The 24,500-nt window shown below is 73.0% G+C and carries 22 protein-coding genes and 1 pseudogene; 16 read left to right on the plus strand and 7 right to left on the minus strand.

Annotated elements, in window-relative coordinates:
• Positions 1–24 precede the first annotated feature (24 nt).
• Complete coding sequence (locus ABFY07_RS21985) at positions 25–696, plus strand: class F sortase (RefSeq protein WP_346176144.1); 672 nt, start codon at positions 25–27, stop codon at positions 694–696.
• Positions 697–789: 93 nt separating this feature from the next.
• Here ABFY07_RS21985 and ABFY07_RS21990 read toward each other — a convergent pair whose 3' ends face one another.
• From ABFY07_RS21990 to ABFY07_RS22005, 4 genes are all read right to left on the minus strand, one after another.
• A complete protein-coding gene (locus ABFY07_RS21990) occupies positions 790–1,863 on the minus strand; it encodes a methyltransferase (protein WP_428836984.1) in 1,074 nt (357 codons plus the stop codon).
• Positions 1,860–3,053 carry a right-handed parallel beta-helix repeat-containing protein gene (locus ABFY07_RS21995; RefSeq protein WP_346176145.1) on the minus strand — a complete coding sequence of 398 codons (1,194 nt, stop codon included), beginning with the start codon at positions 3,051–3,053 and terminating at the stop codon, positions 1,860–1,862. The genes ABFY07_RS21990 and ABFY07_RS21995 overlap by 4 nt, the downstream gene beginning before the upstream one ends.
• Positions 3,054–3,117: 64 nt before the next feature.
• On the minus strand, positions 3,118–4,191 hold the full coding sequence (locus ABFY07_RS22000; RefSeq protein ID WP_346176146.1) for an MBL fold metallo-hydrolase: 1,074 nt from the start codon (positions 4,189–4,191) through the stop codon (positions 3,118–3,120).
• Entirely contained in the window at positions 4,188–5,435 is a 1,248-nt protein-coding gene (locus ABFY07_RS22005) for an aminotransferase class I/II-fold pyridoxal phosphate-dependent enzyme (RefSeq protein ID WP_346176147.1), read from the minus strand. Before ABFY07_RS22005 ends, ABFY07_RS22000 begins: the two co-directional genes overlap by 4 nt.
• Before the next feature lie 158 nt (positions 5,436–5,593).
• Between ABFY07_RS22005 and ABFY07_RS22010 the strand changes: the two genes are divergently transcribed.
• A complete protein-coding gene (locus tag ABFY07_RS22010) occupies positions 5,594–6,226 on the plus strand; it encodes a hemerythrin domain-containing protein (protein ID WP_346176148.1) in 633 nt (210 codons plus the stop codon).
• Here the strand turns inward: ABFY07_RS22010 and ABFY07_RS22015 are convergent.
• Positions 6,168–6,944, minus strand: a complete 777-nt coding sequence (locus ABFY07_RS22015) for an ANTAR domain-containing response regulator (RefSeq protein ID WP_346176149.1) — start codon at positions 6,942–6,944, stop codon at positions 6,168–6,170. The two genes, ABFY07_RS22010 and ABFY07_RS22015, sit on opposite strands and share 59 nt — an antisense overlap.
• 150 nt (positions 6,945–7,094) lie before the next feature.
• Here ABFY07_RS22015 and ABFY07_RS22020 point away from each other — a divergent pair, with 150 nt between their 5' ends.
• The 4 genes and pseudogenes from ABFY07_RS22020 (at position 7,095) to ABFY07_RS22035 (ending at position 10,862) form a co-directional block, all read left to right on the plus strand.
• On the plus strand, positions 7,095–8,354 hold the full coding sequence (locus ABFY07_RS22020; RefSeq protein WP_346176150.1) for a PAS domain-containing protein: 1,260 nt from the start codon (positions 7,095–7,097) through the stop codon (positions 8,352–8,354).
• 216 nt (positions 8,355–8,570) lie between these two features.
• Entirely contained in the window at positions 8,571–9,230 is a 660-nt protein-coding gene (locus ABFY07_RS22025) for a rhodanese-like domain-containing protein (RefSeq protein ID WP_346176151.1), read from the plus strand.
• 167 nt (positions 9,231–9,397) lie between these two features.
• Positions 9,398–9,967 (plus strand): annotated as a pseudogene (locus ABFY07_RS22030) (rhodanese-like domain-containing protein); the annotation flags it as partial.
• 145 nt (positions 9,968–10,112) lie between these two features.
• Complete coding sequence (locus ABFY07_RS22035) at positions 10,113–10,862, plus strand: sulfite exporter TauE/SafE family protein (protein ID WP_346176152.1); 750 nt, start codon at positions 10,113–10,115, stop codon at positions 10,860–10,862.
• Between the two features lie 99 nt (positions 10,863–10,961).
• On the opposite strand, the gene ABFY07_RS22040 is transcribed toward ABFY07_RS22035, so the two are convergent.
• Together ABFY07_RS22040 and ABFY07_RS22045 are read right to left on the minus strand one after the other, a co-directional pair.
• Positions 10,962–11,630: a DUF4232 domain-containing protein gene (locus tag ABFY07_RS22040; protein WP_346176153.1), complete on the minus strand. Its 669-nt coding sequence runs from the start codon at positions 11,628–11,630 to the stop codon at positions 10,962–10,964.
• Between the two features lie 194 nt (positions 11,631–11,824).
• Complete coding sequence (locus tag ABFY07_RS22045) at positions 11,825–12,706, minus strand: LysR family transcriptional regulator (protein ID WP_346176154.1); 882 nt, start codon at positions 12,704–12,706, stop codon at positions 11,825–11,827.
• Between the two features lie 60 nt (positions 12,707–12,766).
• On the opposite strand from ABFY07_RS22045, the gene ABFY07_RS22050 reads away from it, so the two are divergent.
• From ABFY07_RS22050 to ABFY07_RS22095, 10 genes are all read left to right on the plus strand, one after another.
• The gene (locus ABFY07_RS22050) at positions 12,767–13,132 is read left to right on the plus strand and encodes a DoxX family protein (RefSeq protein WP_346176155.1); all 366 of its coding nucleotides are present in this window, start codon (positions 12,767–12,769) and stop codon (positions 13,130–13,132) included.
• Between the two features lie 223 nt (positions 13,133–13,355).
• A complete protein-coding gene (locus tag ABFY07_RS22055) occupies positions 13,356–14,324 on the plus strand; it encodes a TIGR03557 family F420-dependent LLM class oxidoreductase (protein WP_346176156.1) in 969 nt (322 codons plus the stop codon).
• Between the two features lie 23 nt (positions 14,325–14,347).
• Positions 14,348–16,156 (plus strand): thiamine pyrophosphate-requiring protein, encoded by a 1,809-nt coding sequence (locus ABFY07_RS22060; protein WP_346176157.1) that lies wholly within the window; start codon positions 14,348–14,350, stop codon positions 16,154–16,156.
• A gap of 9 nt (positions 16,157–16,165) precedes the next feature.
• On the plus strand, positions 16,166–16,660 hold the full coding sequence (locus ABFY07_RS22065; protein WP_346176158.1) for a hypothetical protein: 495 nt from the start codon (positions 16,166–16,168) through the stop codon (positions 16,658–16,660).
• Positions 16,657–17,286 (plus strand): gluconate 2-dehydrogenase subunit 3 family protein, encoded by a 630-nt coding sequence (locus ABFY07_RS22070; RefSeq protein ID WP_346176159.1) that lies wholly within the window; start codon positions 16,657–16,659, stop codon positions 17,284–17,286. Before ABFY07_RS22065 ends, ABFY07_RS22070 begins: the two co-directional genes overlap by 4 nt.
• 725 nt (positions 17,287–18,011) lie before the next feature.
• Positions 18,012–19,055 carry a GMC oxidoreductase gene (locus ABFY07_RS22075; RefSeq protein WP_346176160.1) on the plus strand — a complete coding sequence of 348 codons (1,044 nt, stop codon included), beginning with the start codon at positions 18,012–18,014 and terminating at the stop codon, positions 19,053–19,055.
• Positions 19,052–20,179, plus strand: coding sequence for an enolase C-terminal domain-like protein (locus ABFY07_RS22080; protein ID WP_346176161.1), 1,128 nt, complete (start codon positions 19,052–19,054; stop codon positions 20,177–20,179). Before ABFY07_RS22075 ends, ABFY07_RS22080 begins: the two co-directional genes overlap by 4 nt.
• 81 nt (positions 20,180–20,260) lie before the next feature.
• Positions 20,261–21,724 carry an aminotransferase class I/II-fold pyridoxal phosphate-dependent enzyme gene (locus ABFY07_RS22085; RefSeq protein ID WP_346176162.1) on the plus strand — a complete coding sequence of 488 codons (1,464 nt, stop codon included), beginning with the start codon at positions 20,261–20,263 and terminating at the stop codon, positions 21,722–21,724.
• Between the two features lie 116 nt (positions 21,725–21,840).
• Entirely contained in the window at positions 21,841–22,395 is a 555-nt protein-coding gene (locus tag ABFY07_RS22090; protein ID WP_346176163.1) for a type 1 glutamine amidotransferase domain-containing protein, read from the plus strand.
• Positions 22,395–24,494, plus strand: coding sequence for a catalase (locus ABFY07_RS22095; RefSeq protein WP_346176164.1), 2,100 nt, complete (start codon positions 22,395–22,397; stop codon positions 24,492–24,494). Before ABFY07_RS22090 ends, ABFY07_RS22095 begins: the two co-directional genes overlap by 1 nt.
• Positions 24,495–24,500 lie beyond the last annotated feature (6 nt).

Consider the following 24,500-nt stretch of genomic DNA (forward strand, 5'->3'; position numbering starts at 1 on the left):
GCCGGCGAGAAAGGCAGTTTCCCCATGGGCAAGCAGGGCGGTGCCGACAGCAACACCCGCGTTCTCCGCTGGGCCGCCGCGTCGGCCCTCATCGGCGTCTTCCTGATCTACAACTCGGTCGACGCGGCCTCCACCCAGACGCCGCCGAAGAAGTCCGCGGTCACCGGGCCGACGCTCACCCCCCGCCCGGAGCCGACCGCGCCCCAGGAGGTCCGGCTCGGGCCGGCGCTGCCGCGCTCGCCCGCCCGGCACCTGGACATCCCCGCCATCGGGGTGAGCGCGCCGTTCACCGAGCTGACGCTGGACCGGTCGGGGGTGCTGATCCCGCCCCCCTCCGACAACAACAACCTGGTCGGCTGGTTCAACGGCGGGCCGTCACCCGGTGAGCGGGGCAACGCGATCGTGGCCGGGCACGTGGACACCAAGACGGGCCCCGCGGTGTTCTATCTGCTGAGCACGCTGAAGAAGGGCGGCCGGGTCACCATCACCCGCGCCGACGGGATCGTCGCGACGTTCGTGGTGGACTCGGTGGAGACCTTCAGCAAGGCCGACTTCCCCGACGACCGGGTGTACGGGCCGACTCCCGACGCGCAGCTCCGCCTGATCACCTGCGGTGGTTCGTACGACCGCACCGTCCGCGACTACACCGCCAATGTCGTCGTCTTCGCCCACCTCGACTCCTTCCGGTGGGCGTAGCCCGGACGAGAGACCACCGACGAGAGACCACACGAGATGCCGGCCGGGTGGCCGCGTGACCACTGTCACGCGGCCACCCGGCCGGAGTGCCGCTCACGCCGGGACGCGGCTGTCGAACGCGTGCAGATAGGGGTTGACGGGGCTGATGCCGGTGACGGTGAGCCCGGCCTCCGTCATGCGCGCCACCAGGCCCTCGGAGGAATGTTTCCGGCCCCCCACGTTGAGGAGCAGGAACAGGTCCATGGCGGTGGTGAACCGCATGGAGGGGCTGTTGTCGAGCAGGTTCTCGATCACCAGGACCCGGGCCCCCGGCCGGGCCGCGGCCACCACGTTGGCCAGGGTCCGGCGGGTGGACTCGTCGTCCCACTCGAGGATGTTCTTGATGATGTAGAGGTCGGCCTGGACCGGGATCTCGCGCCGGCAGTCGCCGGGCACCAGCCGGGCGCGCGCGGCCAGCGGCCCGCCGTCGCGCAGCCGCGGGTCCGCGTTCGCCACCACCTGGGGGAGGTCGAGCAGCGTGCCGCGCAGCGTCGGGTGCTTCTCCAGCAGCGACGCCAGGACGTGTCCCTGCCCGCCACCGATGTCCGCCACGTCCGCCGCCCCACCGAGATCGAGGAAGGCGGCGAGCTCCACGGCGGACTGCCGGCTGGAGGTGGTCATCGCCTTGTCGAACACGCGGGCCGAGTCCGGCGCGTCCTCGTGCAGATAGGTGAAGAAGTCCTTGCCGTGGATGTCGTTGAAGGCACAGGTGTCCGAGCGCACGGCCTGGTCCAGGCGCGGCCAGGTCTCCCAGGTCCACGGCTCGGTGCACCACAGGCAGATGTACTTCAGGCTGCCGGGGGCGTCCTCGCGCAGCAGCCGGGACATCTCGGTGTGCGCGATGCGGCCGTCCTCGGTCTCGGCGAAGACCCCGCAGGAGGACAGGGCGCGCAGCAGCCGGCCCAGCCGGTCGGGGTCGGCGCCCACCGCGGTGGCCAGCTCCGCGACGGTGGCGGGCCGTTCGCCCAGGGCGTCGGCGACGCCCAGGGCGGCCGCCGCGCGGACCGCCGCCGCGCGGGCGGCGCCGAAGACCAGCTCCCGCAGCTGCGGCGCGGCCTTCGGCGGGGTGCCGTCGGCGGGCGCGGGGCCGTCCGCCATGGTGGGTGGGGCGGTCCTTATCGAGGTCATGACGTCTCCTTGGCGCACCGGCCGACGGGCTCGGAGACGGTGCAGGTGTTGCCCTCGAAGGTGTTGCCGGGCCCGGCGTCCCGGTCGGCGAGGTCGGCGGGCTTGTTGTGGGTCAGCACGTTGTCCTTGATGGTGTTACGGGCGTTCTTGGTGCCCACCACGCTGGGGAAGAGCACGATCCCGCCGGACATCGGCGACGCGCCCACGTTGTCCCGGACCGTGTTGCCCGTCACCCGCGCGTCCTCCACACCGGTGAGGAGGATGCCGGTGCCCTGGATGAAGTCCAGGCGGGGGTTGGGCGGGCAGTACTTGTTGTTCTCGTAGACCTTGTTGTTGAGGACGGACAGGTCGCCGGCGCGGGGCGTCCCCTCGTCGCCCACGACGAACACCCCACCGCAGTTGCCGGTGAGGGTGTTGCCCTGAACGGTGAGCACCCTCAGGCGCCGGATGCCGACCCCGACCCGGTTGCCGGTCAGGTGGTTGTCGCGGACGACGGTGCCCTTGGTGTCGAGGGCCGCGCCCTCCTCGTCGACGGTGTTGGCGAGGAAGACGCCCCCCTGGCCGTTGTCCTTCGCGGTGTTGGCGCGGAAGGTGCCGCGGGTGGACTTCTCCTGGCCGATGCCCTGCTGACCGTTCTTCACGGAGGTCACGCCGCGTACGTCCATCCGGTCGGTGTACTTCCCCCAGATGCCGTTCTTGGCGAAGCCGGTGACCTTCAGCGAGCGGATCCGGACACCGCTGACCGGCCGCTGGGCCGTGCCGGTGACGCAGATGCCGCTCTCGGCGGTGGCGCAGGAGTTCCCGGCCGCCTTCTTGGCCGTCTTCCCGGGTGTCTTCCGGGCCGTCTTCTTGTCTGTCGTGTTGGGTGTTTTCCTGGGTGTCGTGTTGGGTGTTTTCCTGGACGTGTCCTTGGCGGGGTTCTTGGCGGCCTTCGCGGGTGGCTTGACGACGGTCTTGTCGCCCGACCCGCGCAGGGTCAGTCGAGAGGTGGTGATCAGCACGTTCTCCCGGTAGGTGCCGGGCTGGATCACGATGGTGTCGCCGGGCTTGGCGGCCTCCACGGCGGCCTGGATCGACTCGCCCGGGTGGACGACGTGCTGGGTCTTGGCGTGGGCGGCGGGCAGCGGACCGAGTTCGATGACGAGGGCGACCGAGAAGGCCGCCAGGTAGCGAAGCTGTCGAGTGCGCATGAAAAGGAAGCTAGGTGGGGTACGCACCACCTGCCACTTATGTCCACTGATGCACTAACTACCGCTACTCGTCAGGCCTAATGAGGACGCGCGAGGCCCCGACCGGCAGGTCCCACAGCGCCTCGCGCGGCAGCCGCGCCGCCTCCCACGCGGCGCGGACCCGCTGCAGCGGCTCCAGCGGGGGCTCGGCGGAGAGCAGGAAGGTGGACCAGTGCATGGGCATCATGGCGCGCGCCCCGAGATCCCCGAACGCCCGGACCGCCTCCTCCGGATCGGTGTGCACCGGCCGGAGCATCCAGCGCGGGTCGTACGCGCCGATGGGCAGCAGCGCCAGGTCGATGCCCGGGTAGCGGTGGCCGATCTCGCGGAACCAGTGGCCGTAGCCGGTGTCACCCGCGAAGTAGATCCGCCGGCCGGCCGGGGCGGTGATGACCCAGCCGCCCCACAGGGAGCGGCAGGTGTCGGTCAGGGTGCGCTTGCTCCAGTGGTGGGCGGGCACGAAGTCGAAGCGCACCGGGCCGTCCGGGCCCGGCACTTCGGCAGCCTCCCACCAGTCGAGCTCGGTGACGTCGGTGAAGCGGCGCGCGCGGCACCAGGCGGCGAGCCCGGCCGGTACGAACAGGGGGGTGTGGCGCGGGAGCCGCTTGAGCGTGGGGGCGTCGAGGTGGTCGTAGTGGTTGTGGCTGATGACCACCGCGTCGATGGGCGGCAGGTCCTCCCAGCGCACCCCGACGGGGGTGACCCGGGCCGGGGTGCCGAGGATCCGGCGGGACCAGACGGGGTCGGTCAGCACGGTCAGCCCGCCGACCCGCAGCACGCAACTGGCGTGCCCCGCCCAGGTGACCGCCGCCTCGCCGGGCCCGACGACCGGCGGCGGGCCCGGTTCGAAGGGCAGCTCGGGGATCTGCCGCAGCGCGTCCACGGGCGGGCGCAGCCGGCCCTCCCGGGCGAGTCTGGCGAGCGCCCGGACGCCGGGCAGCGGGGAGGTGAGGCGGTGGGCGAACGACCGCGGCCAGGTGCGGAGCTCGCCGCGGGGGCGCGGGGCGGCGAGCGAGGGGGGCGCCGCCTGGCCCGGGCGGGTGCGCGCCCCGGCGGAGCGTCGCTCGGTCGGTTGGGCCTGGTCGGCCTGGTCGGTCATGGAAGTGGGCTCCCTTCGGTGCCGGTCGGCCTCGGTCCGGTCCGGGTCAGCTCGCGGAAGGCGGTCTCGAAGGCGGTGAGCGTCTCGGCCACGTGCGGCAGGCGCAGCGGGTCCGCGGCGGCCAGGGCGGCCAGTCGCTCCTGGTCCCCGGTGCCGAGCAGCGGCAGGGTGGACAGCCGCACCCGCAGGGTGTGCGGGGCGTCGCCGAAGCGGTGGCCGCCCGGTACGGGCCGGCCGAGCCGCCGGGTCAGTTCGCGCTCCAGCTCCACCGAGTCGGTGATGCCGCGGGCGGCGAGGCCGCCGCGCAGCTCGTCGAGGTCGGCGTACAGCTGGCGGCCGGCCTGCGGGGGGCGGCAGAGCGCGCCGACCGCGGTGAGCGCGCGGTAGGCCGCGGCGGCCACCGCCCCGTGGGCGCGGGCCGCGGCCGCGGTCCGCTCGCGGACCGGCTCGGGCTCGTCGAGGGCGTGGGCGGCGGCCGCGGCGACCGGCGGCAGCGGCACGGCCCGCGCCGCGTTGAGGGTGGACAGCACCCGCTCGCGCAGCTCGACGCCGCGCTCGGTGGCGGGGAACCGGGCCACCGCGGCGGGCCAGCCGGGCGGGGTGAAGGCGCCCGCCAGGTCGGTGAGCACCACCACGTCCTCGGGGCACATCTCGGCGGGGCTGAGCAGCACGGTGCCGTGGGGGTGGTGCACGGTGTCCCGCCAGGTCTCGTCGCTGAGGATCAGCAGCCCCTCGGCCACGGCGGCCTCGCACACCTCGTGCAGCAGCTCGGGCGGGGCGGTGGTGCCGGTGGGATCGTCGGCGACGGACAGCAGCAGGGCCCGCGGCTCGCCGTCCTCGGCGCGGACCCGGCGGACGGTCTCCAGCAGCGCGAACGGGTCGGGGACGCCGCCGCACTCGGCGGGCACCGGCACATGGTAGGCGGGGCGGCCGACGAGCCGGGCCAGCGGCGCGTACCAGGCGGCGCTGGGCCGGGTCAGCAGGACGTCGCCCCCGACCGCGGCGAGCAGGGCGAGCAGCAGCGGCTGCCCGCCGGGGGCGGCCACGACGTGCTCCGGGTCGGTCCACAGGCCGCGCCGCTCCCAGTAGCCGCGGGCGGCGGCGCGCAGCGCCGGGGCGCCGCCGACCGGCTCGGGCGCGGTGCGGCCGGCCGCTTCGGCGAAGCGGGCGGCCAGCTCGGGGAGGACCGGCAGGCCGCCGTCGTCCGGGGCCGCCGGAGCCGGGGCGGTCAGCTCCCGCTGCATTCGAAACACACCTCCGGATCGACAGACTGACTGTCTCCCCGCCCTGTCCACCTTCGCAGATCGGCGGATGCGGCGGCGGAGCCGACACGTGGGCCGGTGCCGTTCGCCCGGGGCGGCGACGGCCGTTTGCCCTGGGCGGCGACGGGCACCCGGCGCGCATGACAGCGATGCCTCAGCAACACGACGTCGTGGACCTGCTCACCGCGGACCACCGCGAGGTGCAGGACCTGTTCGAGGGGTACCGGGCGAGCGCCGACCCCGGGCAGCGGCGGCTGCTGGTGGACCGGATCACGGTGGAGCTGGTGCGACACTCGGTCGCCGAGGAGCAGTATCTGTACCCGACGGTCCGCAAGGCCCTGCCCAATGGCGACGAGGTCGCCGAGCGGGAGATCGAGGAGCTTCTGGAGGCCGAGCGGATCCTGGGCGATCTGGACCGCCTGGACCCGGCGGACCGGCGGTTCGACTCGCTGGTGCGCGATCTGTTCGACGTGGTGTCCATGCACATCCGGGGGGAGGAGGACGTGATCTTTCCGGAGCTGCGCGAGCGGCTCACCGCGGAGGAGCGGCTGGCGCTCGGGCTGCGGGTCGGCGAGGCCAAGACCGCCACGCCGACCCGCCCGTATCCCGGCCGCGGGCAGGGCGGCGGCGGGCAGAGCGGCACCGGGGCGGGCGGCGAGGAGCGGGGCGGCGAGACCGGCGCCCCGTCGGGCGAGGCCGCGTCCGGCGAGGGGGTCAGCACGGGTCGTCCGCTGGCCGAGCAGGTGCGGGACTGGCTTGCCGGCCCATCCTGATCAGCTCCGGCTCGATGCCGCGGCCCCGGGTGCGCACCACGGTCTCGGCGAGTTCGGCCAGCTTGCGGTTGGTCCGCTGGGAGGTGCGCCGCAGCAGGTCGAAGGCGGCGTCCGCGTCGCAGCCCAGCACGTACATCACGATCCCGCACGCCTGGTCGACCACCGGGCGCGAGCGCAGCGCGGTGTCCAGCTGGTCGATCTCGGTGAGGGCGGCGCGGTAGCGCCGGTCGCGCGCCAGGCTCTCGGTGGCGAGGTCGCCGAGCAGCCGGGTGGCTCCCTGGGCGGCCTCCTCCAGGGGGCCGGGCCGCAGTCCGTAGACGGAGATGGTCACGGTCAGGCCCTCGCTCACGAACGGCAGGGTGGCGCTGGAGCGCACCCCCGCCTCCAGGGCCCTGGCCCGGTACCCCGGCCACCTGCGGTCGTGCAGCAGGTCGTCCGCGCCCGCCGGACGGCCGGTGGCCCGGGCGGCCGGGATCGGGCCCTCGCCCGAGGCGAGCTGCACCGAGACCAGCGGGGACAGGTCGGGGTGGGTGGCGGCGGTCTGCTGTTCCTCCAGGGCGCTCCCGCCGGGGTCCGGGTCGAGGAGGGCGGTGGCGGTGGCCCCGCAGCTGTCCGGAGTGCAGGAGGCGGCCTGTTCGGCCAGCTCGGCGAGGCCGCGGTCCAGGGACGGCGCGTCGGTCTGCCAGGCCCAGACGCGCGTGAGGGCACGATCCGGCATGGTCGGGTCCACTCCTTTCACTCCGCTGGTCACTCCGCTGGTGGTGGTGGGGGGGTCTCCGAGCGTCCCGTCTCCTCGGCTGCCCGCTCCGCCCCGGGGAAAACGGGCCACGGTGCGAGGGCCCCTCTCCGGGCGGGTTACCGTGTGCGCATGTCCGGGGCAAACGAGTACGGCGCCGAGCTGACCGACTTCCGCAGACGCGTCGCCGAACTGCAGACCGCGCGTGCCCTGCCCGCGCACCAGCGGCTCTCCGCACTGGACGCCGCCCTCATCGAGCTCCAGCACGTGGCCGACGTGCTGTGGCCGCGGTACGAGCAACTGGCCTCGGCCGCCCGGGCCCCCGGCGGGGGGCGCGCCGACCCGCGCGAGCAGCAGCTGCTGCGCGCCCTGTTCCAGCGGCTGCCGATCCCCGTCGTCCTGCTGGACCGCGACTGTGTGGTGCGGCGGATGAACTTCTCGGCCACCCAGCTGTTCCAGACCCGCGCCGGCTACGCCACCGGGCGCCCACTGACCGAGTCGCTGCGGCGCGACGGGCGGGCGGTGCTGCGCTCCCAGGTCGCCGCGGTCGCGCGCGACGAGGGCGGGCGCAGCCTGGTGGTGCACCTGCCGGGGCCGGGGAGCGACGGGGCGCTGCGGGTGACGCTCGCCGGGCTGCGCCCGCCGGGCGAGCCGCACTCCGCCGTGCTGGCCACCTTCCAGCCCACCGGCGAGGGCGCGGTGGCCGTCGCGGCCCCCACCGTCCCGGGCCAGGCCGGCGGGGTCCGGCAGCCGGGCGCCCGGCGGCCGGACCTGGACGAGGTGACGCGCCACGCCGAGCGGCTGGATCTGATCGACGACATGGCGACCACGCTGCTCGGCACGGTGGCGCTCGCCGGCAGCGGGCCGAAGACCGTGCTGGACCGGGCGGCCGCCGTGCTGCACGGCCGCTTCGCGGACTGGGTGATCGCCGATGTGGCCGCCGACCCGGCGCGGCCCGAGACCGCCCGCCGGGTGGTCGCGCTGGGCCCGCCCGACGCCACGGCGGACCGCGTGACCTCGGTGGCCGAGCAGGACCCGGCCGGCTGCCCGCTGGTGGCGGAGGCGATACGGGACGGGGTCTCCGCGCTGCAGGTGCGGCCCCATGACGCGGACGCGTTCGGCCGGGACGCCTCGGGCGCGCCCGTCCTGATCCGCGAGGACGTCACCTCGCTGCTGTGCGTCCCGCTGCGGGTCTCGCCCGGGGAGCCGGTGCTGGGCGCGCTCACCCTCTTCCGTACGGGTGGGCGCGGGGCGTTCGAGATGGCGGAGGCGGGCGTGGCGGACCGGCTCTCCCGCCACATCGCCCTCGCGCTGGGCCGGATCTCCCACCAGCCGCCCCCGTCGGAAGACGGGCAGCAGCGGCCCGAACGGGCGGTGGCGCCCGGCTCCTAGGGCGCGTTCGGACAGTCCCTTCCTCTGCCCCCGCCCCCGCGGCCTCGCCCGCACCGACCGGTTTGCCGGTGCGGCAAAGCTCTTTGCCAGTCCTGGGCATGCGTGTGCAGGCTGTATCCGGAAAGGGCCGGCTCACAAGCCAAAGCCGGTACTTCTCGGACTCGGCCGTGTTCCCTCCAGAAGTCGTCATTGCCTTACAGGACAGAGGGGCAGCAGATGGAAAATCGCCATGTCGTGATCATCCCGATTGAGATCGACGAGGACAAGGAAAGTGCTTATCTCGACGCCTGGCAGGGCGCCGCGGACGTGATGGCAGCGCAACCCGGTTTCATTCGGACGTACATGTTCCGCACGATCGTCCCGGGGAGCACATTCCGTCTCGTCAACGTGGCGGAATGGGAGTCCACCGCTCACTGGGAAGAGGCGATGAACGTCTGCCCGATGCTGGGACAGCAGATAGCCGTCGCCCATGCCTCGAACTACGAGGCGATCCGGACGGTCCTGCCCGCCACGCGGCAGGGCCTGGGCCCCGGCGACGGTCACACACCCGCCGACCTGCCTCCCGCCGAGGCGTGGCGCCGCGTCGCGGACGGGGAACTCACTCTGGTCGATGTCCGCGAAGACGATGAATGGGCAGCCCGTCACCCGACCGGCGCGGTCCATGCAGCGCTCAGTACGTTGCCGGCCTCGCTGCCGGATCTGCCTGACGGCCCGCTGGCCTTCGTATGCCGCACGGGCACACGCAGCGTGCGGGGCGGCGCGCAGGCGATCCGCGCAGGCCGGTCCTCCGTTTACAGCGTGACAGGGGGCCTTGAGGCATGGGAATCGGCAGGGCTGCCGGTCACCTTCCCCGACCGGACACGTCCGCCGGCGTGAGGCCGGATGGACACGCCACCCGCCGCGCACCCTCGGGAATTCTTCATTTCGGGCGCTGATCGTCTGTGCACATGGCGGCGGTTTTCCGAGACGGGAATTTCCTGGGTACGCCATCCCGGAAAGGAGTCTTACCGTGTTTTTTGTCGAAACCCTGGAGTTCGAGGGGCTGGGTGGTGGACCTGCGCAGCCGGGTCGCCTTCGCCGACGGCCATGTGGCCGGATCGTTCAACTTCGAGAGCACGGGGAACCCGGCCACCTATGTGGCCTGGCTGATCCCGTGGGGCAAGCCGGTCACCCTGCTCGGCGACACTCCGGCGCAGAGCGCCGACGCGCAGCGGGAGCTGACCCGGGTCGGTATCGACCGCCCGGCTGCCGCCGCCACGGGAGACCCGGCCACCTGGGTCCGTGAAGGGGAACAGCTCGCCTCCTTCCCCCGCGCCGGTTTCGCCGACCTCGCCGAGGCACACGAGCGGGACGGGGACGTGGTGGTACTGGATGTGCGCCGGGATTCCGAACGCGCGAACGGCTTCATCGAGGGCTCTGTGCACATGCCACTCCACCAGCTGCACGCCCGGGTCGGCGAGGTGCCGGACGGCACGGTGTGGGTGCACTGCGCCGGCGGGATGCGCGCGGCGATCGCCGCTTCCCTCCTGGACGCGACCGGACGCAAGGTGATCGCCATCGACGACGGCTTCGAGGCCGCCGCCGAGGCGGGCCTCAGCGTTATCCGGCCATGAATCCCCCGCTCCACCTGCACAGAAGGCATGCGATGCTCCTCTCCCGCCAGGGTCCTGGCCGCCTCGTCCCCGAACGGGCCCGCCCCCGCCTCACCGGGACCGGGCTGCCGGCGGCCGACGACGGCAGACACAGCGGGCGGACGGCGTGACCGCCCTGATCCTGGCCGTGATCGCCGGAGCCGTCGTCGGCCTGACGCTCGGCGCCCTCGGTGGCGGCGGCAGCGTCCTGGCGGTGCCCGCCCTGATCTACCTGCTCGGCTTCACCCCCGCCGCGGCCACCACCGCCGGCCTGATCATCGTCGTCTTCACCTCGCTGACCGCCCTGTACGCGCACGCCCGGGCCGGGCAGGTGCGGTGGAAGGCCGGGGCAGCGTTCGCGGCCGCCGGGATTCTTCCCGCGGCCGCCGCCGGAGCCGCCGCCACCCACCTGCCCCAAGCCGTCCTCACCATCGCCTTCGCCGCTACAGCCGTCCTCTCCGCCATCAGCATGCTCCGGCCTGCCGGCACCACCCGCCCCGGGAGCGGCGGCGTGCAGCCGGGCAAGGCAGCCGGGGCCGGTGCCGGCCTGGGCACGCTGACCGGACTACTCGGTGTGGGCGGCGGCTTTCTCGCCGTCCCCGCCCTGGTCACCGTCCTGGCCTTCGAGATGGAGGCCGCAGTCGGCACCAGCCTGCTGGTCACCACGGCCAACTCGCTGGCCTCCCTGGCCACTCGTTCCGGCGCCGCCACCTCGCTCGACTGGGCGTCGATCGGCCCGTTCGCCGGAACCGCGATGCTGGGTGCCTGGGACGGCAAGCGCATGGCCGCGAAGGTCTCCGGGCCCCGCTTGCAGCGCATCTTCGCGGTGGTCCTGCTGGCCGTGGCCGCCTTCATGCTGGCCGACGCCGTGACCTGATGGCAGTTCAGGCCGACGACAGGCCCGCGTCCAAGCCGAGTGCCGGGTATGCCGAAGCGTCGTCAGTGGCCCGGCCCGAAGGAGCAGTCCTAGAAGGTCCTAGAAGTCGTAGGGCTTCTCGGTGTTCCAGTTCAGCACGTCGGCCTCGTTCCAGCTGAACTGCTGCTTCTGGCCCTTCATGACGACGGAGTAGTAGGGGCTTTCGTGGCCGTCCGCGCCGCGCAGCGCGATGGCGAGCGACTGCGCCGTCTGGTGGTGGGAGCCGTAGTCGAAGAGGTTCACGGCGCTGTAGACCTTGCCGCCGGGCTGGAGGGTGATGCGCTTGTCGCCGCCCGGGTTGTCCTTCTTCGAGTGCGGCAGTTCGAGGCGGTCGTCGCCGAGCCTCACGGCCGGGTACGAGGTGACCCAGCACGGCTTGGAGCCCTGGTTGGACGCGGTGACCAGCAGGTGGTCGCCCTGCTGTCCGGCGAACCGGTGGACCGCGGTGACCAGCATCTCGTCGCCCACGCACTGCTGGGCACCGGCCCTCGCGCCCTTGGTCGCGACCTCCTCCGAACCGGCCGCGGCCTTGTCAGGGGCGCTGTTTGTCTGCTCCGTGCCGCCCTTGCCGTCCCCGCCGGACGCGGTCCGGCTCTGCGCGGTGGCGGCGGTCTTCTCGCCGCCCGATGCCTTCGAGTCGCCGTCGCCGCCACCGCAGGCGGTCAGGCCCAGCGCCAGCGCGGCGGTGACGGTGGCCAGGGCGGCGGTGCGAATCCGGGAAGTACGCATGATCAGGATCCCCCTGCGTTCCGTGCGGGATGCCTCTGTGGCGGCTCCCGCGGTGTGAACACCACTTTTCCCGAGGCAACTGACGTTCTGGAAACGTCTCACTCACGTCCCGCAAACGCACCGCTCGCGAACGGCTGAGCCCAGAACTGCTCCATCCGGCCGGGCAGCGTGCCGGCGGACTGTCGGCCCCGTCGTCAGCTGCGGCTCAACCGGCGCGCGATGGCCTCCAGCAGCTCGTCCAGCGTCGCCTCGCGTGTCCGGCCCTTTGGCCGGGCAAGCCCCACCCGGCTCGGTGAGACCCCGCGGACCGGACGGAACACCACGTCCGGGCGGGAGTAGAAACGGGCCGTCGACGCCGGGGCCAGCGCTACGCAGCCGGCAGCCACCGCTCCGAGCCACTCGTCGGGCCGGCTGGTGACGGCGCCGACCCGGACCGGGCGCCCTTCCCGCTCCTCCGCCGCGAGCCAGTGCTCCCTCCAGGCTCCGGTCTCGGCTCCGGCCGCGACGAAGGGCTCGTCCCACAGCTCCCGGAACTCCACCGTCCCGCTGTTCGCCAGTGGATGCCGGGCCGGCAGCAGCACCCCACGCTCCTCGACGAACAACTCCCGCACGTTCAGCCCCTCCTGCCCCGGAAACGGCAAACGCACCACCGCCGCATCCACCTCGCCTCGGGCCAGGCCGGCACTCGGGTCCGACCAGTCGAACTGACGCAGCTCCACACGCCACTCCGGCCGCGCCCGACGGAACTCGGCGATGACCTCGTGGACGGCGCCCACGGCGCCCGCGTCCAGGAAGCCCAGGCGCAGCAGCCGCGCCGCCCGGCCGGTTGCCTGTACCGCCTCGTCCCAGCCGTCCAGCAGTGCGGGCACCCGCGCGGCGAGCTCGCGACCGGCCTCGGTCAGCGCCATCCCGGACCGCGAACGCACGAAGAGCGGTACCCCGAGATCGTCCTCCAAGCGCCGGATCTGCTTGGTCAGCGCGGGCTGCGAGACGAACAATTTTTGCGCCGCCCCGGTCAGGGTGCCCTCCTCCGCCACTGCGGCGAAGTACCGGAGCAGGCGCGTGTCCACATCCATGCCCCCAGGTTATAGAAGCAGGTATTGGACGGTGCCGAAGCGCCTGCGGACCCTGAAGGCATGACCGGTACCCAGCTCGCATTCCCCGTCGTCACCTTGTTCACCGCCGCTGCCAACGTCGGAATCGCCGCAGCAGACCTCGCCGGGGCGCGCTTCGTGCTGGCCAACTCGGCGCGGGTGGGTGTGCCCCGATCCTGGCTGCCCTGGCTGGCCGCCCTCAAGCTGGCTGGTGCGGCGGGTCTCCTCCTCGGCCTCCTCGACGCGGCGCTGCGCCCCCTCGGCGCCGCCGCGGCCTGCAGTCTCGTCCTGCTCTACCTGGGCGCGCTCGCCTTCCATCTGCGCGCCCGCGTGCTCGACAACCTCGCGTTTCCCGCTTTCTACTGCGCCACCGCCGTCGCCTCGTTGGCCTTGGCCGTGTCCTCCTGATGGCGGCACCGCGCAGCATTCAGCTCCGCCGCGCCCGCGCCGGCGGTCCCCGCGCCGCCCGGGCACCCTGGACCCGCGCGCCCCGCCCTTCCAGGACCCCTCGGCCCCGGGGCCGGCGCCGCTCGCCTGCCGGGATGAGGTTTTCTTCCCCGCACCCCGGTTACCCGTCGCCTCGTGGCACCAGCGCCTTGACCGGCACCAGCGTTGCGAGGAGGGCCTTTCCATGACCCAGTACGGCTATTTCCTGGCCGCCGAGGAACACGGCCCCACCGAGCTCGTCGAGCAGGCTCGGATGGCGGAGCAGGCGGGCTTCTCCGCCCTGTGGATCTCCGACCACTACCACCCCTGGAACGACGCGCAGGGCCAGTCCTCCTTCGTGTGGTCGGTGATCGGCGCGCTCGCCCAGGCCACCTCGCTGCCCGTGCAGACCGCGGTGACCTGCCCCACCATGCGTATCCATCCGGCCGTCGTGGCCCAGGCGGCCGCGACCAGCGCGGTGCTGCTGGGAGAGGACCGCTTCCGCCTGGGAGTGGGCAGCGGAGAGGCGCTCAACGAGCATGTGCTGGGCGGCCGCTGGCCGCAGGCGTCCGTCCGGCTGGAAATGCTGGAGGAGGCCGTGACGGTGATGCGCCAGCTCTTCGAGGGCCACGAGATCAGCCACCACGGCAAGCACTACACGGTCGAGAACGCGCGGCTCTACACGGTGCCCGAGGAGCCGGTGCCCATCGACATCGCGGCGTTCGGCTCGGCCGCCGCCGCGCTGGCCGGGCGGGTCGGCGACGGCTTCATCACCATGGTCCCCGACGCGGAGCTGGTGGCGCGCTTCCGGCGCGGCAGTGGCGCGGGCGGCAACTCCAAGCCGGTCAGCGGGGGCCTGAAGGTCTGCTACGGCCCGGACGCCGACGAGGCGCTGCGCACCGTCCACCGGCTGTGGCCCAACATGGCGCTGCCCGGCGAGCTCTCGCAGGTCCTGCCCACCCCGGCCCACTTCGAGCAGGCCAGTGAACTCGTCCGGCCCGAGCATCTGGCCCCCAGCGTGGCCTGCGGGGACGACCCGGAGGCGCATGTGGCCGCGCTCAGCGCGTACGCCGACGCCGGATTCGACACCGTATACGTCAACCAGATCGGCCCCGACCAGCGCGGCTTCTTCGACTTCTACCGCACCAAGGTGCTGCCGCAGCTGACCGGCTGAGCCGGTCGACAGGAGTGACCACCATGAGCATGAAAGTCGCCGACTACGTCCTCACCCGACTGCGCGAGTGGGGTGTGGAGCAGGTCTTCGGATACCCGGGCGACGGAATCAACGGCCTGCTCGCCGCGTGGGGGCGGGCCGACAACGAACCGCGGTTCGTGCAGGCCCGGCACGAGGAGATGGCCGCGTTCGAGGCGACCGGGTACGCCAAGTTCAGCGGGCGGCTCGGGGTCTGCGCGGCGACCTCCGGACCGGGCGCGATCCACCTGCTGAACGGCCTGTACGACGCGAAGCTGGACCATGTGCCGGTGGTGGCGCTGGTCGGCCAGACGCACCGCAGCGCGATGGGCGGCTCCTACCAGCAGGAGGTGGACCTGCACAGCCTCTTCAAGGACGTCGCGTCCGACTTCCTGGAGACGGTGACCGTCCCCGAGCAGCTGCCGAACGTGCTGGACCGGGCGATCCGCACCGCGTACGCCCGGCGCTCCCCCACCGCCGTGATCATCCCGGCCGATGTCCAGGAGCTGGACTACTCCCCGCCCACCCACGAGTTCAAGATGGTGCCCTCCAGCCTGGACCGCAGCGGCTGGTCGGCGGTGCCCTCGGCGAGCGCGGTGGAGCGTGCGGCCGAGGTGCTGAACGCCGGCGAGAAGGTGGCGATCCTGGTCGGGCAGGGCGCCGCGGGGGCGCGCGCGGAGGTCGAGCGGATCGCCGACCTGCTGGGCGCGGGGGTGGCCAAGGCGCTGCTGGGCCTCGATGTGCTCAGCGACGAGCTGCCGTATGTGACCGGCTCGATCGGGCTGCTGGGCACCCGGCCCTCGTACGAGCTGATGCGGGACTGCGACACGCTGCTGACCATCGGCTCCAGCTTCCCGTACACCCAGTTCCTGCCGGAGTTCGGCAAGGCCCGGGCCGTGCAGATCGACCTGGACCCGCACATGATCGGCATGCGCTACCCGTACGAGGTCAACCTGGTCGGCGACGCGCGCGAGACCCTGCTGCGGCTGATGCCGCTGCTGCGGCGCAGGGAGGACCGCGGCTGGCAGGAGGAGGTCATCGCGGGGGTCCGGCGGTGGCGGGAGGTGATGCGGCAGCGCGCCGAGGTGAGCGCCGACCCGATCAACCCCGAGTACGTCGCCCACTGCCTGGACCCGCTGCTGCCCGGCGACGCCATCCTCACCTGCGACTCCGGCTCGGTGGCCAACTGGTACGCCCGCCACCTGCGGATGCGCGGCCAGATGCGCGGCTCGCTGTCGGGCACGCTGGCCACCATGGGCAGCGGGGTGCCGTACGCCATCGGCGCCAAGTTCGCCCAGCCCAACCGGCCGGTGGTGGCGCTGGTCGGGGACGGGGCGATGCAGATGAACGGCATGGCCGAGCTGATCACCGCGGCCAAGTACCGGCACGCCTGGGACGATCCGCGGCTGGTGGTCGCGGTGTGGAACAACCACGACCTGAACCAGGTGACCTGGGAGATGCGGGCGATGAGCGGCGCGCCCCAGTTCCTTCCGTCGCAGCAGATTCCGGATGTGCGGTACGCGCGGTTCGCCGAGTCGCTGGGGCTGACCGGCATCCGGGTGGAGAAGCCCGAGCAGGTGGAGCAGGCGTGGCGTGACGCGCTGAACGCGGACGGCCCGGCGGTGGTGGAGTTCCTGACCGACCCCGCCGTGCCGCCGATCCCGCCGCACGCCACCTGGGAGCAGATGGAGGCCACCTTGGGGTCGATCGTCAAGGGCGACACGGACCGGGCGGGCATGGTGCGCCAGGGCCTGAAGGCGAAGGTGCAGGAGTTCCTGCCGCACCGGACGCACCGCAAGAAGAGCGAGGAGTGAGCGGCCGTGATGGCACGGCTCACGCGGGACGCGCGGACCCTCGCCCGGGTCGGCCGCCTGGCGCGCCGCCCGGCCGCCCGCCGTGCCGCGCGGCTGGCCCGTGATGTGCGGTACGGGCGGCTGGAGCGGTCGCTCTCACTGGCGACCGCCCTGGGCTCGGCGATCACGGCCGCCGAGATCTACCTGGAACACGACCGTGCCGGGTTCGGCAACCGCGTGATGTGGTGGCCGGTGGCGCTCGGCCCGGTCGGGGTCGCCGCGGGCGTGGCGGGGTTCGCCGACCGGCGGGCCGCGCACACCGCGCTCCCGGTGGCCTCGGCCGCCATCGTGGCCAACGGGCTGCAGGGCACGTATCTCCATGTGCGCGGGATCGCCGCCAAGCCCGGCGGCTGGCGGATGGCCCGCTACCACATCGAGCTGGGCCCGCCGCTGTTCGCGCCGCTGCTGATGTGCATGGTGGGCGGGATGGGCCTGCTCGCGAGCGTGCTGCGGAGGGAGCGGTGACGGCGCGGCGTGGGAGAGCCGGGCCTTCATCGGCGAAGAAGGGCCCTCTGAGCCAGATACCGACGTGGGACGCGGCGACGGCCGGGGTGGTGCTGGCCAGGCTCGGGCCGCGGCCGCCACTGAGCTTCTTCACCCCGGCCGAGGAGGCGGCCGCCGGGCCGCTGCTGGACCTGCTGCTGGCGCGCCGGCACGACGATCCGCCGGTCCCGGTGCTGCCGGTGATCGACGCCCGGCTGGCCGCTCGCGAGTTCGAGGGCTGGCGGTTCGCCGACATGCCGGAGGACGACGAGGCGTGGCGCCGCTCGCTGGCCGCGCTGGACGAGGAGACGAGGGTGCGGCACGACGGCCGCACGTTCGGCCAGGTGACCCACGGCGACCGGCACCGGCTGCTGCGCCACATCCAGGACCTCGGGTCGCACGACTGGTACGGCATGCCCGCCGGGCACGTGTGGACGCTGTGGTCCCGCTACGCGTGCACCGCGTACTACGCCCATCCGTACGCCTGGGAGGAGATCGGCTTCGGCGGCCCGGCCTATCCGCGCGGCTATCTGCGGCTGGGGCGCGGCACGCGCGAGCCGTGGGAGAGCCCGCCCGCGGAGGACCCGGCGACCGAGACGGACCGCTGAGCGCGGGCGGTCGAGGAGCGCGGGCGGCAGATGAGCCGGGAGGAGCGATGGGTCGGGAGGACCGATGAGCGGAAAGCGGTGGTGGCGCCCGGCCACCGGCACGCTGCGCGAGACGCTGCGCCCCCAGGGCGACGTACGGGCCCGCAACGCCTCCGCCTGGCTGCCGCATGTGACCCGGCTGCGCTCGGACATGCGGCGGTTCGAGGACGACGACGAGGTCGACATGGTGGTGGTGGGCTGCGGCGCGGGCGGCGCGACCTTCACCCAGCGGCTGGCGCACGCCGGGTGGCGGGTGGTGTGCCTGGAGTCGGGGCCGTTCTGGGACCCGGAGCACGACTGGGTGAGCGACGAGGCGGGCTCCCGCCACCTGTACTGGAACGAGCCGCGGGTCATCGGCGGCAGCCACCCCGTGCCGCTGGGGGCGAACAACTCCGGGCGGGGCGTCGGCGGGTCGATGGTGCACTTCGCCGGCTACACCCCGCGCTTCCACCCCTCCGACTTCCGGACCCGCAGCCAGGACGGCGTGGGCGCCGACTGGCCGATCCGGTACGAGCAGCTGCGCCCGTACTACGAGCGGCTGGAGCGGGAGCTGCCGGTGGCGGGCCAGTACTGGCCGTGGGGCGACCCGCACCCCCACCCGCACGCCCCGCACCCGGTCGGCGGCAACGGCGAGGTGATGCTGGAGGGCTGCGCACGGCTGGGCATCCGGGCCCGTGTGGGGCCGGTTGGCCATCGCCAACGGCCGCTTCGGCAACCGCCCGCACTGCATCTACCGGGGCTTCTGTCTGCAGGGCTGCAAGGTGGACGCCAAGGCGTCCCCGCTGATCACCCATGTCCCCGACGCGATCACACACGGCGCCGAGATCCGCGACGGCGCGATGGCCACCAGGGTGGTGATGGACGCCGCCGGGCGGCGGGCGACAGGCGTGGCGTATGTGCGCGAGGGCCGGGAGCGCGTCCAGCGGGCCAGGGCGGTGGCGGTGGCGGGCTACTCCATCGAGACACCGCGGCTGCTGCTGAACTCCGCCGGGCCCGGCCACCCGCACGGCCTGGCCAACGGCCACGACCTGGTGGGCCGGTATGTGATGGTGCAGGGCGCCCCGCAGACCGCGGGCCGCTTCCCCGACGAGATCCGGATGTACAAGGCGCCGCCCCCGGAGGTGTCCAGCGAGGATTTCTACGAGACCGACCCCGCCAAGCCGTACCGGCGCGGCTTCTCGATCCAGACGGTGTCCCCGCTGCCGATCACCTGGGCCGAGCACGTCGCCGCCCAGGGCCACTGGGGGGCGGATCTGCGCTCCCGGATGCGGGACTACGTGCACTGGGCGACCCTGGGCGCGCTGTGCGAGTTCCTGCCCCAGCCCGACAACCGGGTCACGCTCGCCGACGAGACCGACCGGCTGGGCCTGCCCGTGGCCCGCTTCGACCACAGCCAGTGCGCCAATGACGACATGCTGATGGAGGCGGCCCAGAAGGTCATGGAGGACATCCTGCGCGCGGCCGGGGCGGGCGAGCTGATGACCATCGGGCGGTACGCGCACCTGGTGGGCGGCTGCCCGATGGGCCGGAACCCCGAGGAGGGCGTGGTGGACTCGGACCTGCGCACCTTCGCCGTGCCCAATCTGTTCCTCACCGACGGCAGTGTGCTGCCGACGCAGGGCAGCGCCAACCCGGCCCTCACCATCATGGCGCTCGCGGACCGGGCCGCGGACCGGCTCGTCCACGGCCGGGTTCCCGAGGCCCCCGCCCGGAAGGCCGCCCGGCGATGAAGGTGGAGCGGCTGGAGGTCACGTCCTACACGGTGCCGACGGACTCGCCGGAGGCGGACGGCACGCTGGCCTGGGACGCGACGACCGTCGTGGTGGTGGAGGCCCACAGCGCGGGGACCCGCGGGCTGGGCTGGACCTACGCCCCGGCGGCCGCCGGGCCGGTGGTGCGCGACCTGCTGAGCGGCCAGGTCGTGGGGCGCTCCGCGCTGGACGTGGCGGGGGCGAACGAGGCGATGAGCCGCGCGGTGCGCAACGCGGGCCGCCCGGGCCTGGTGGCCTGCGCGATCTCCGCGGTGGACCTGGCGCTGTGGGACCTCAAGGCGCGGCTGCTGGGACAGCCGCTGGTGCACCTGATCGGCGCGGTGCGCGAGGAGGTGCCGGTGTACGGCTCCGGTGGCTTCACCACGTACCACGACACCCATCTGGCCACCCAGCTGACCGGCTGGGTCCACGGCCACGGCATCCAGCGCGTCAAGATCAAGATCGGTGAGTCATGGGGGCGGGCCGTCGAGCGCGACCTGGCGCGGGTGCGCCACGCCCGGGAGACCATCGGCCCGCACGCCGAGCTGTACGTGGACGCCAACGGGGCGTACACCCGCAAGGAGGCGGTGCGGGTGGGCCGGGCGCTGGCCGAGCAGGGGGTGGGGTGGTTCGAGGAGCCGGTGTCCTCCGACGACCTGGAGGGGCTGCGGGTGGTCCGCGACCAGGTGGTGTGCGACGTGGCGGCCGGGGAGTACGGCTACGACCTGTCGTACTTCGGCCGGATGGCGCCGGCGGTCGACTGTCTTCAGGCCGACATCACCCGCTGCGGCGGGCTCACTGTCTGGCTGCGCGCGGCGGCCGTCGCCGAGGCCCACGGCCTGGAGCTGTCCGGGCACTGCGCCCCGCACGCGCACGCCCACGCCGCGGCGTGCGTGCCCAATCTGCGCCACCTGGAGTGGTTCCACGACCATGTGCGCATCGAGTCCGAGTTCTTCACGGGCTCGCTGGACCCCACGGGCGGCGTGGTGCGGCCGGGAGCGAGCGGCGAGCCGGGACACGGCATGACCCGTGCTGTGACACCCCCGCCCGGCCCGCCGACCGCCGCCGATCGCCCCCGGTCCGGCCCCGCCGCCCGCCGCTGATCGGGTGACATCCCGGTTTCGGCCCGTTCCGGCTGGCTACCCGCACTACCGGATCGGACGACCAGCCGGGAGGACCCCGCGATGGACCATTCGCACGCCCCCGTTCTCGACGCGCTCGCCGAGTACCGGCGGCGCCACAGCCGCCCCTTCAGCCCGCCCGGGCACAAGCAGGGTGCCGGGGCCGATCCCCGCGTCGTCGAGACACTGGGCCGCGGGGTCTTCGCCTCGGACCTGCTGCTGATGAACGGGCTCGACGACCGCCGGCTGTCCGGCGAGGTGCTGGCCCGGGCCGCGGCCCTGATGGCCGACGCGGTCCACGCCGACCACACCTTCTTCTCCACCTGCGGCAGCTCGCTGTCGGTCAAGTCCGCGATGCTCGCGGTCGCCGGGCCGCACGAGAAGCTGCTGGTGGCGCGCAACGCCCACAAATCCGTGGTGGCGGGCCTGATCATCGCCGGGATCGAGCCGGTGTGGGTCCACCCCCGCTGGGACACCGGCCACCATTTCGCCTACCCGCCCGGCCCGGAGGAGGTCGAGGAGGCGTTCGCCCGCGCGCCGGACGCCAAGGGGATGCTGCTGATCTCCCCCACCGCGTACGGCACCTGCGCCGATCTGCGGGGCGTCGCCGAGGTGTGCCACCGGCGGGGCAAGCCGCTGGTGGTGGACGAGGCGTGGGGCGCCCATCTGCCCTTCCACGAGGACCTGCCGAGCTGGGCGATGGACGCGGAGGGGGACCTCTGCGTGACCAGCGTCCACAAGATGGGCTCGGGCCTGGAGCAGGGCTCGGTGTTCCATCTGCGCGGCGACCTGATCGACCCCGATGCCCTGAAGGCCCGCGAGGACCTGCTGGGCACCACCAGCCCCTCGGTGCTGATGTACGCGGCGCTGGACGGCTGGCGGCGCCAGATGGTCGAGCGGGGACACGAGCTGCTGGGGCGGGCCCTGGACCTCAGCCGCCGCACCCGGGCGGAGATCGCCTCGCTGACGGGTCTGCTGCCCCTGGGCCGGGAGGAGCTGACCGGGCCCGGGCGGGCCTTCGACCACGACCCCCTGATGGTCACCATCGATGTGTCGGGGCTGGGCACCAGCGGCTACGGCGTCGCCGACTGGCTGCGCTCCAACCGCCAGATCAACGTCGGCCTGTCCGACCACCGCCGGGTGGTCGCCCAGCTCACCCACGCCGACACCGAGGAGAGCTGCATGGACCTGATCGACGCGCTCACCGAGCTGGTCAAGCAGCGCGACGAGATGCCCCCGCCGGCCGGGGTCCGCCTGCCCAGCCCGGCGGGCCTGGAGCTGGAGACCGTGATGCTGCCGCGCGACGCGTTCTTCGGCCCTACCGAGCAGGTCCCCATCGAGGAGGCGGTGGGCCGCGTCGCGGCGGAGATGGCGAGCCCGTACCCGCCGGGAGTGCCCGCGGTGGCACCGGGCGAGCGGATCAGCCGCGAGGTGGCGGACTATCTGCGCAGCGGAGTCGAGGCCGGGATGTACGTCCCGGAGACCGCCGACCCGTCGCTGCGCACCCTGCGGGTGGTGGCGCGGTGAGGAAGCCCTCGGCGGCGAGCGCGGCAAGAAGGACCGCCGGAAGAACAACAAGAAGTCAGCAACACCAGCAACACCAGCAACACCGATGAGACAGACCCGAAAGGACGTGAAACACCATGCAGGTCGCCTTCCTCGTCGCGCCCGAGGGCGTCGAGCAGGTAGAGCTCACCGACCCCTGGCAGGCGGTCCGCGACGCCGGCGGCACCCCACGCCTGGTGTCCACCAAGTCCGGCCGTATCCAGGCCTTCAACCACCTCGACAAGGCGGACACCTTCGCCGTGGACCAGGTCGTCGCGGATGCGACGGTCGACGAGTACGACGGTCTGGTGCTGCCGGGCGGGGTCGCCAACCCCGACTTCCTGCGCATGGACGAGAAGGCCGTGGCGTTCGCCAGGGGCTTCTTCGAGGCGGGCAAGCCGGTCGCCGCGATCTGCCACGCCCCCTGGACCCTGGTGGAGGCCGACGTGGTGCGCGGCCGGACCCTCACCTCCTGGCCGAGTCTGCGCACCGACATCCGCAACGCGGGCGGCACCTGGGTGGACGAGCAGGTGAAGATCTGCGACGCCGGCCCCAACACCCTGATCACCAGCCGGAAGCCGGACGACCTCAAGGCGTTCTGCGAGGCGTTCCTCGACGTGTTCGCCGGGTCCGGCTCGAAGGGAGCGCCCTGATGACCGATGACCGCAAGCAACGACAGCGCGAGGAATACCGGGCCGCCGACCCCGCCGAGGGCCCGCTGACCACCGACCAGGGGGTGGCGGTCGACCACACCGACGACTCGCTCAGCGTGGGCGAGCGCGGCCCCACCCTGATGGAGGACTTCCACTTCCGCGAGAAGCTGACGCACTTCGACCACGAGCGGATCCCGGAGCGGGTGGTGCACGCGCGGGGCGCGGGCGCGTACGGCTACTTCGAACCGTACGAGTCCTGCGCGGAGTTCACCCGCGCCGCCTTCCTCCAGGACCCGTCCGTGCGCACTCCGGTGTTCGTGCGCTTCTCGACCGTGCAGGGGCCGCGCGGCTCCTCGGACACGGTGCGCGACGTGCGCGGCTTCGCCACCAAGTTCTACACGTCCGAGGGCAACTACGACCTGGTCGGCAACAACATGCCGGTGTTCTTCATCCAGGACGGCATCAAGTTCCCCGACTTCGTGCACGCGGTCAAGCCCGAGCCGCACAACGACATCCCCACCGGCGCGTCGGCGCACGACACACTGTGGGACTTCGTGTCGCTGCAGCCCGAGACCACCCACATGATGATGTGGATGATGTCCGACCGGGCCATCCCGCGCAGCTACCGCATGATGCAGGGGTTCGGGGTGCACACCTTCCGGTTCGTGGACGCGCGGGGCCGGGGGACCTTCGTGAAGTTCCACTGGAAGCCGAAGCTCGGGGTGCACTCGCTGGTGTGGGACGAGGCGCAGGAGTGCCAGGGCCGCGACCCTGACTTCAACCGGCGCGACCTGTGGGAGGCGATCGAGGCGGGCGAGTACCCCGAGTGGGAGCTGGGGGTGCAGCTGGTCCCCGAGGAGGACGAGTTCACCTTCGACTTCGATCTGCTCGACGCCACGAAGATCATTCCGGAGGAGCAGGTGCCGGTGCGGCCCATCGGCCGGATGGTGCTCAACCGCAACCCGGACAATTTCTTCGCGGAGACCGAGCAGGTGGCCTTTCACACCGCCAATGTGGTGCCCGGTATCGACTTCACCAACGACCCGCTGCTCCAGGCCCGCAACTTCTCGTACCTGGACACCCAGCTGATCCGGCTGGGCGGGCCGAACTTCGCGCAGATCCCGGTGAACCGGCCGGTGGCCCCCGTCCGCACCAACCAGCGCGACGGCTACCACCAGTCCGCCATCCACACGGGGACCAACTACTCCCCGAACTCGCTGGGCGGCGGCTGTCCGGCCATCGCCGGCGCGGACGGCTACGCGTTCTCGCACTACACCGAGCGGGTCGACGGCCACAAGATCCGTCAGCGCAGCGAGAGCTTCAAGGACTTCTACAGCCAGGCCGCGCTGTTCTGGAACAGCATGAGCGACTGGGAGCGCCGGCACATCGTCGAGGCGTTCCGCTTCGAGCTGGGGAAGGTCAACGCGGTACAGGTGCGCGAGCGCATGGTGGGCCAGTTGGCGCATGTCGATCACGGCCTGGCCACGGCGGTCGCCGAGGGCGTCGGGGTGGCCCCGCCGGCCGCGGCGAACAACGAGCACAAGCCCGTGGCCTCCCCCGCGCTCAGCCTGGAGAACCTGCGGGGCGACGGCTCCATCCGCACCCGTCAGATCGCGGTGCTGGTCACCGACGGGGTGGACACCGACCAGCTCACCCAGGCCCAGGAGGCGCTCAGCTCGCAGGGCGCCGTCGTCGAGGCCCTCGCCCCGCACGACGGGAAGGTGCTCGGCAGCGACGGCAACGGCTACGCGGTGGACCGCGCCCTGCCGACGGTGGCCTCGGTGCTCTACGACGCGGTGCTGCTGCCCGGCGGGCCCGTCGGCACCCCGGGAGTGCGGTCGGACGAGGCGGCCATGCGGTTCGTCCGGGACGCCTACCGGCACGGCAAGGCGATCGGGGCGCTGGGCTCGGGCGTGGGCATCCTGACGGCGCTGGACCCGGAGGGGCTGCACATCGCCTCGGGCCACGGACACGTGTGCGCCGACCGCGGTGTGGTCACGGACTGCACGACCGGGACGGCGAGCGAGGAGTTCACCCGGGCGTTCACCGAAGCCATCGCCGCCCACCGGCACTGGGACCGGCCTCAGCTGCGCTGCTGAGCCCCA

Origin of the sequence: Streptomyces sparsogenes subsp. cuspidosporus (assembly GCF_039532705.1) — a bacterium.
Classification (GTDB): Bacteria; Actinomycetota; Actinomycetes; order Streptomycetales; family Streptomycetaceae; genus Streptomyces; species Streptomyces sparsogenes.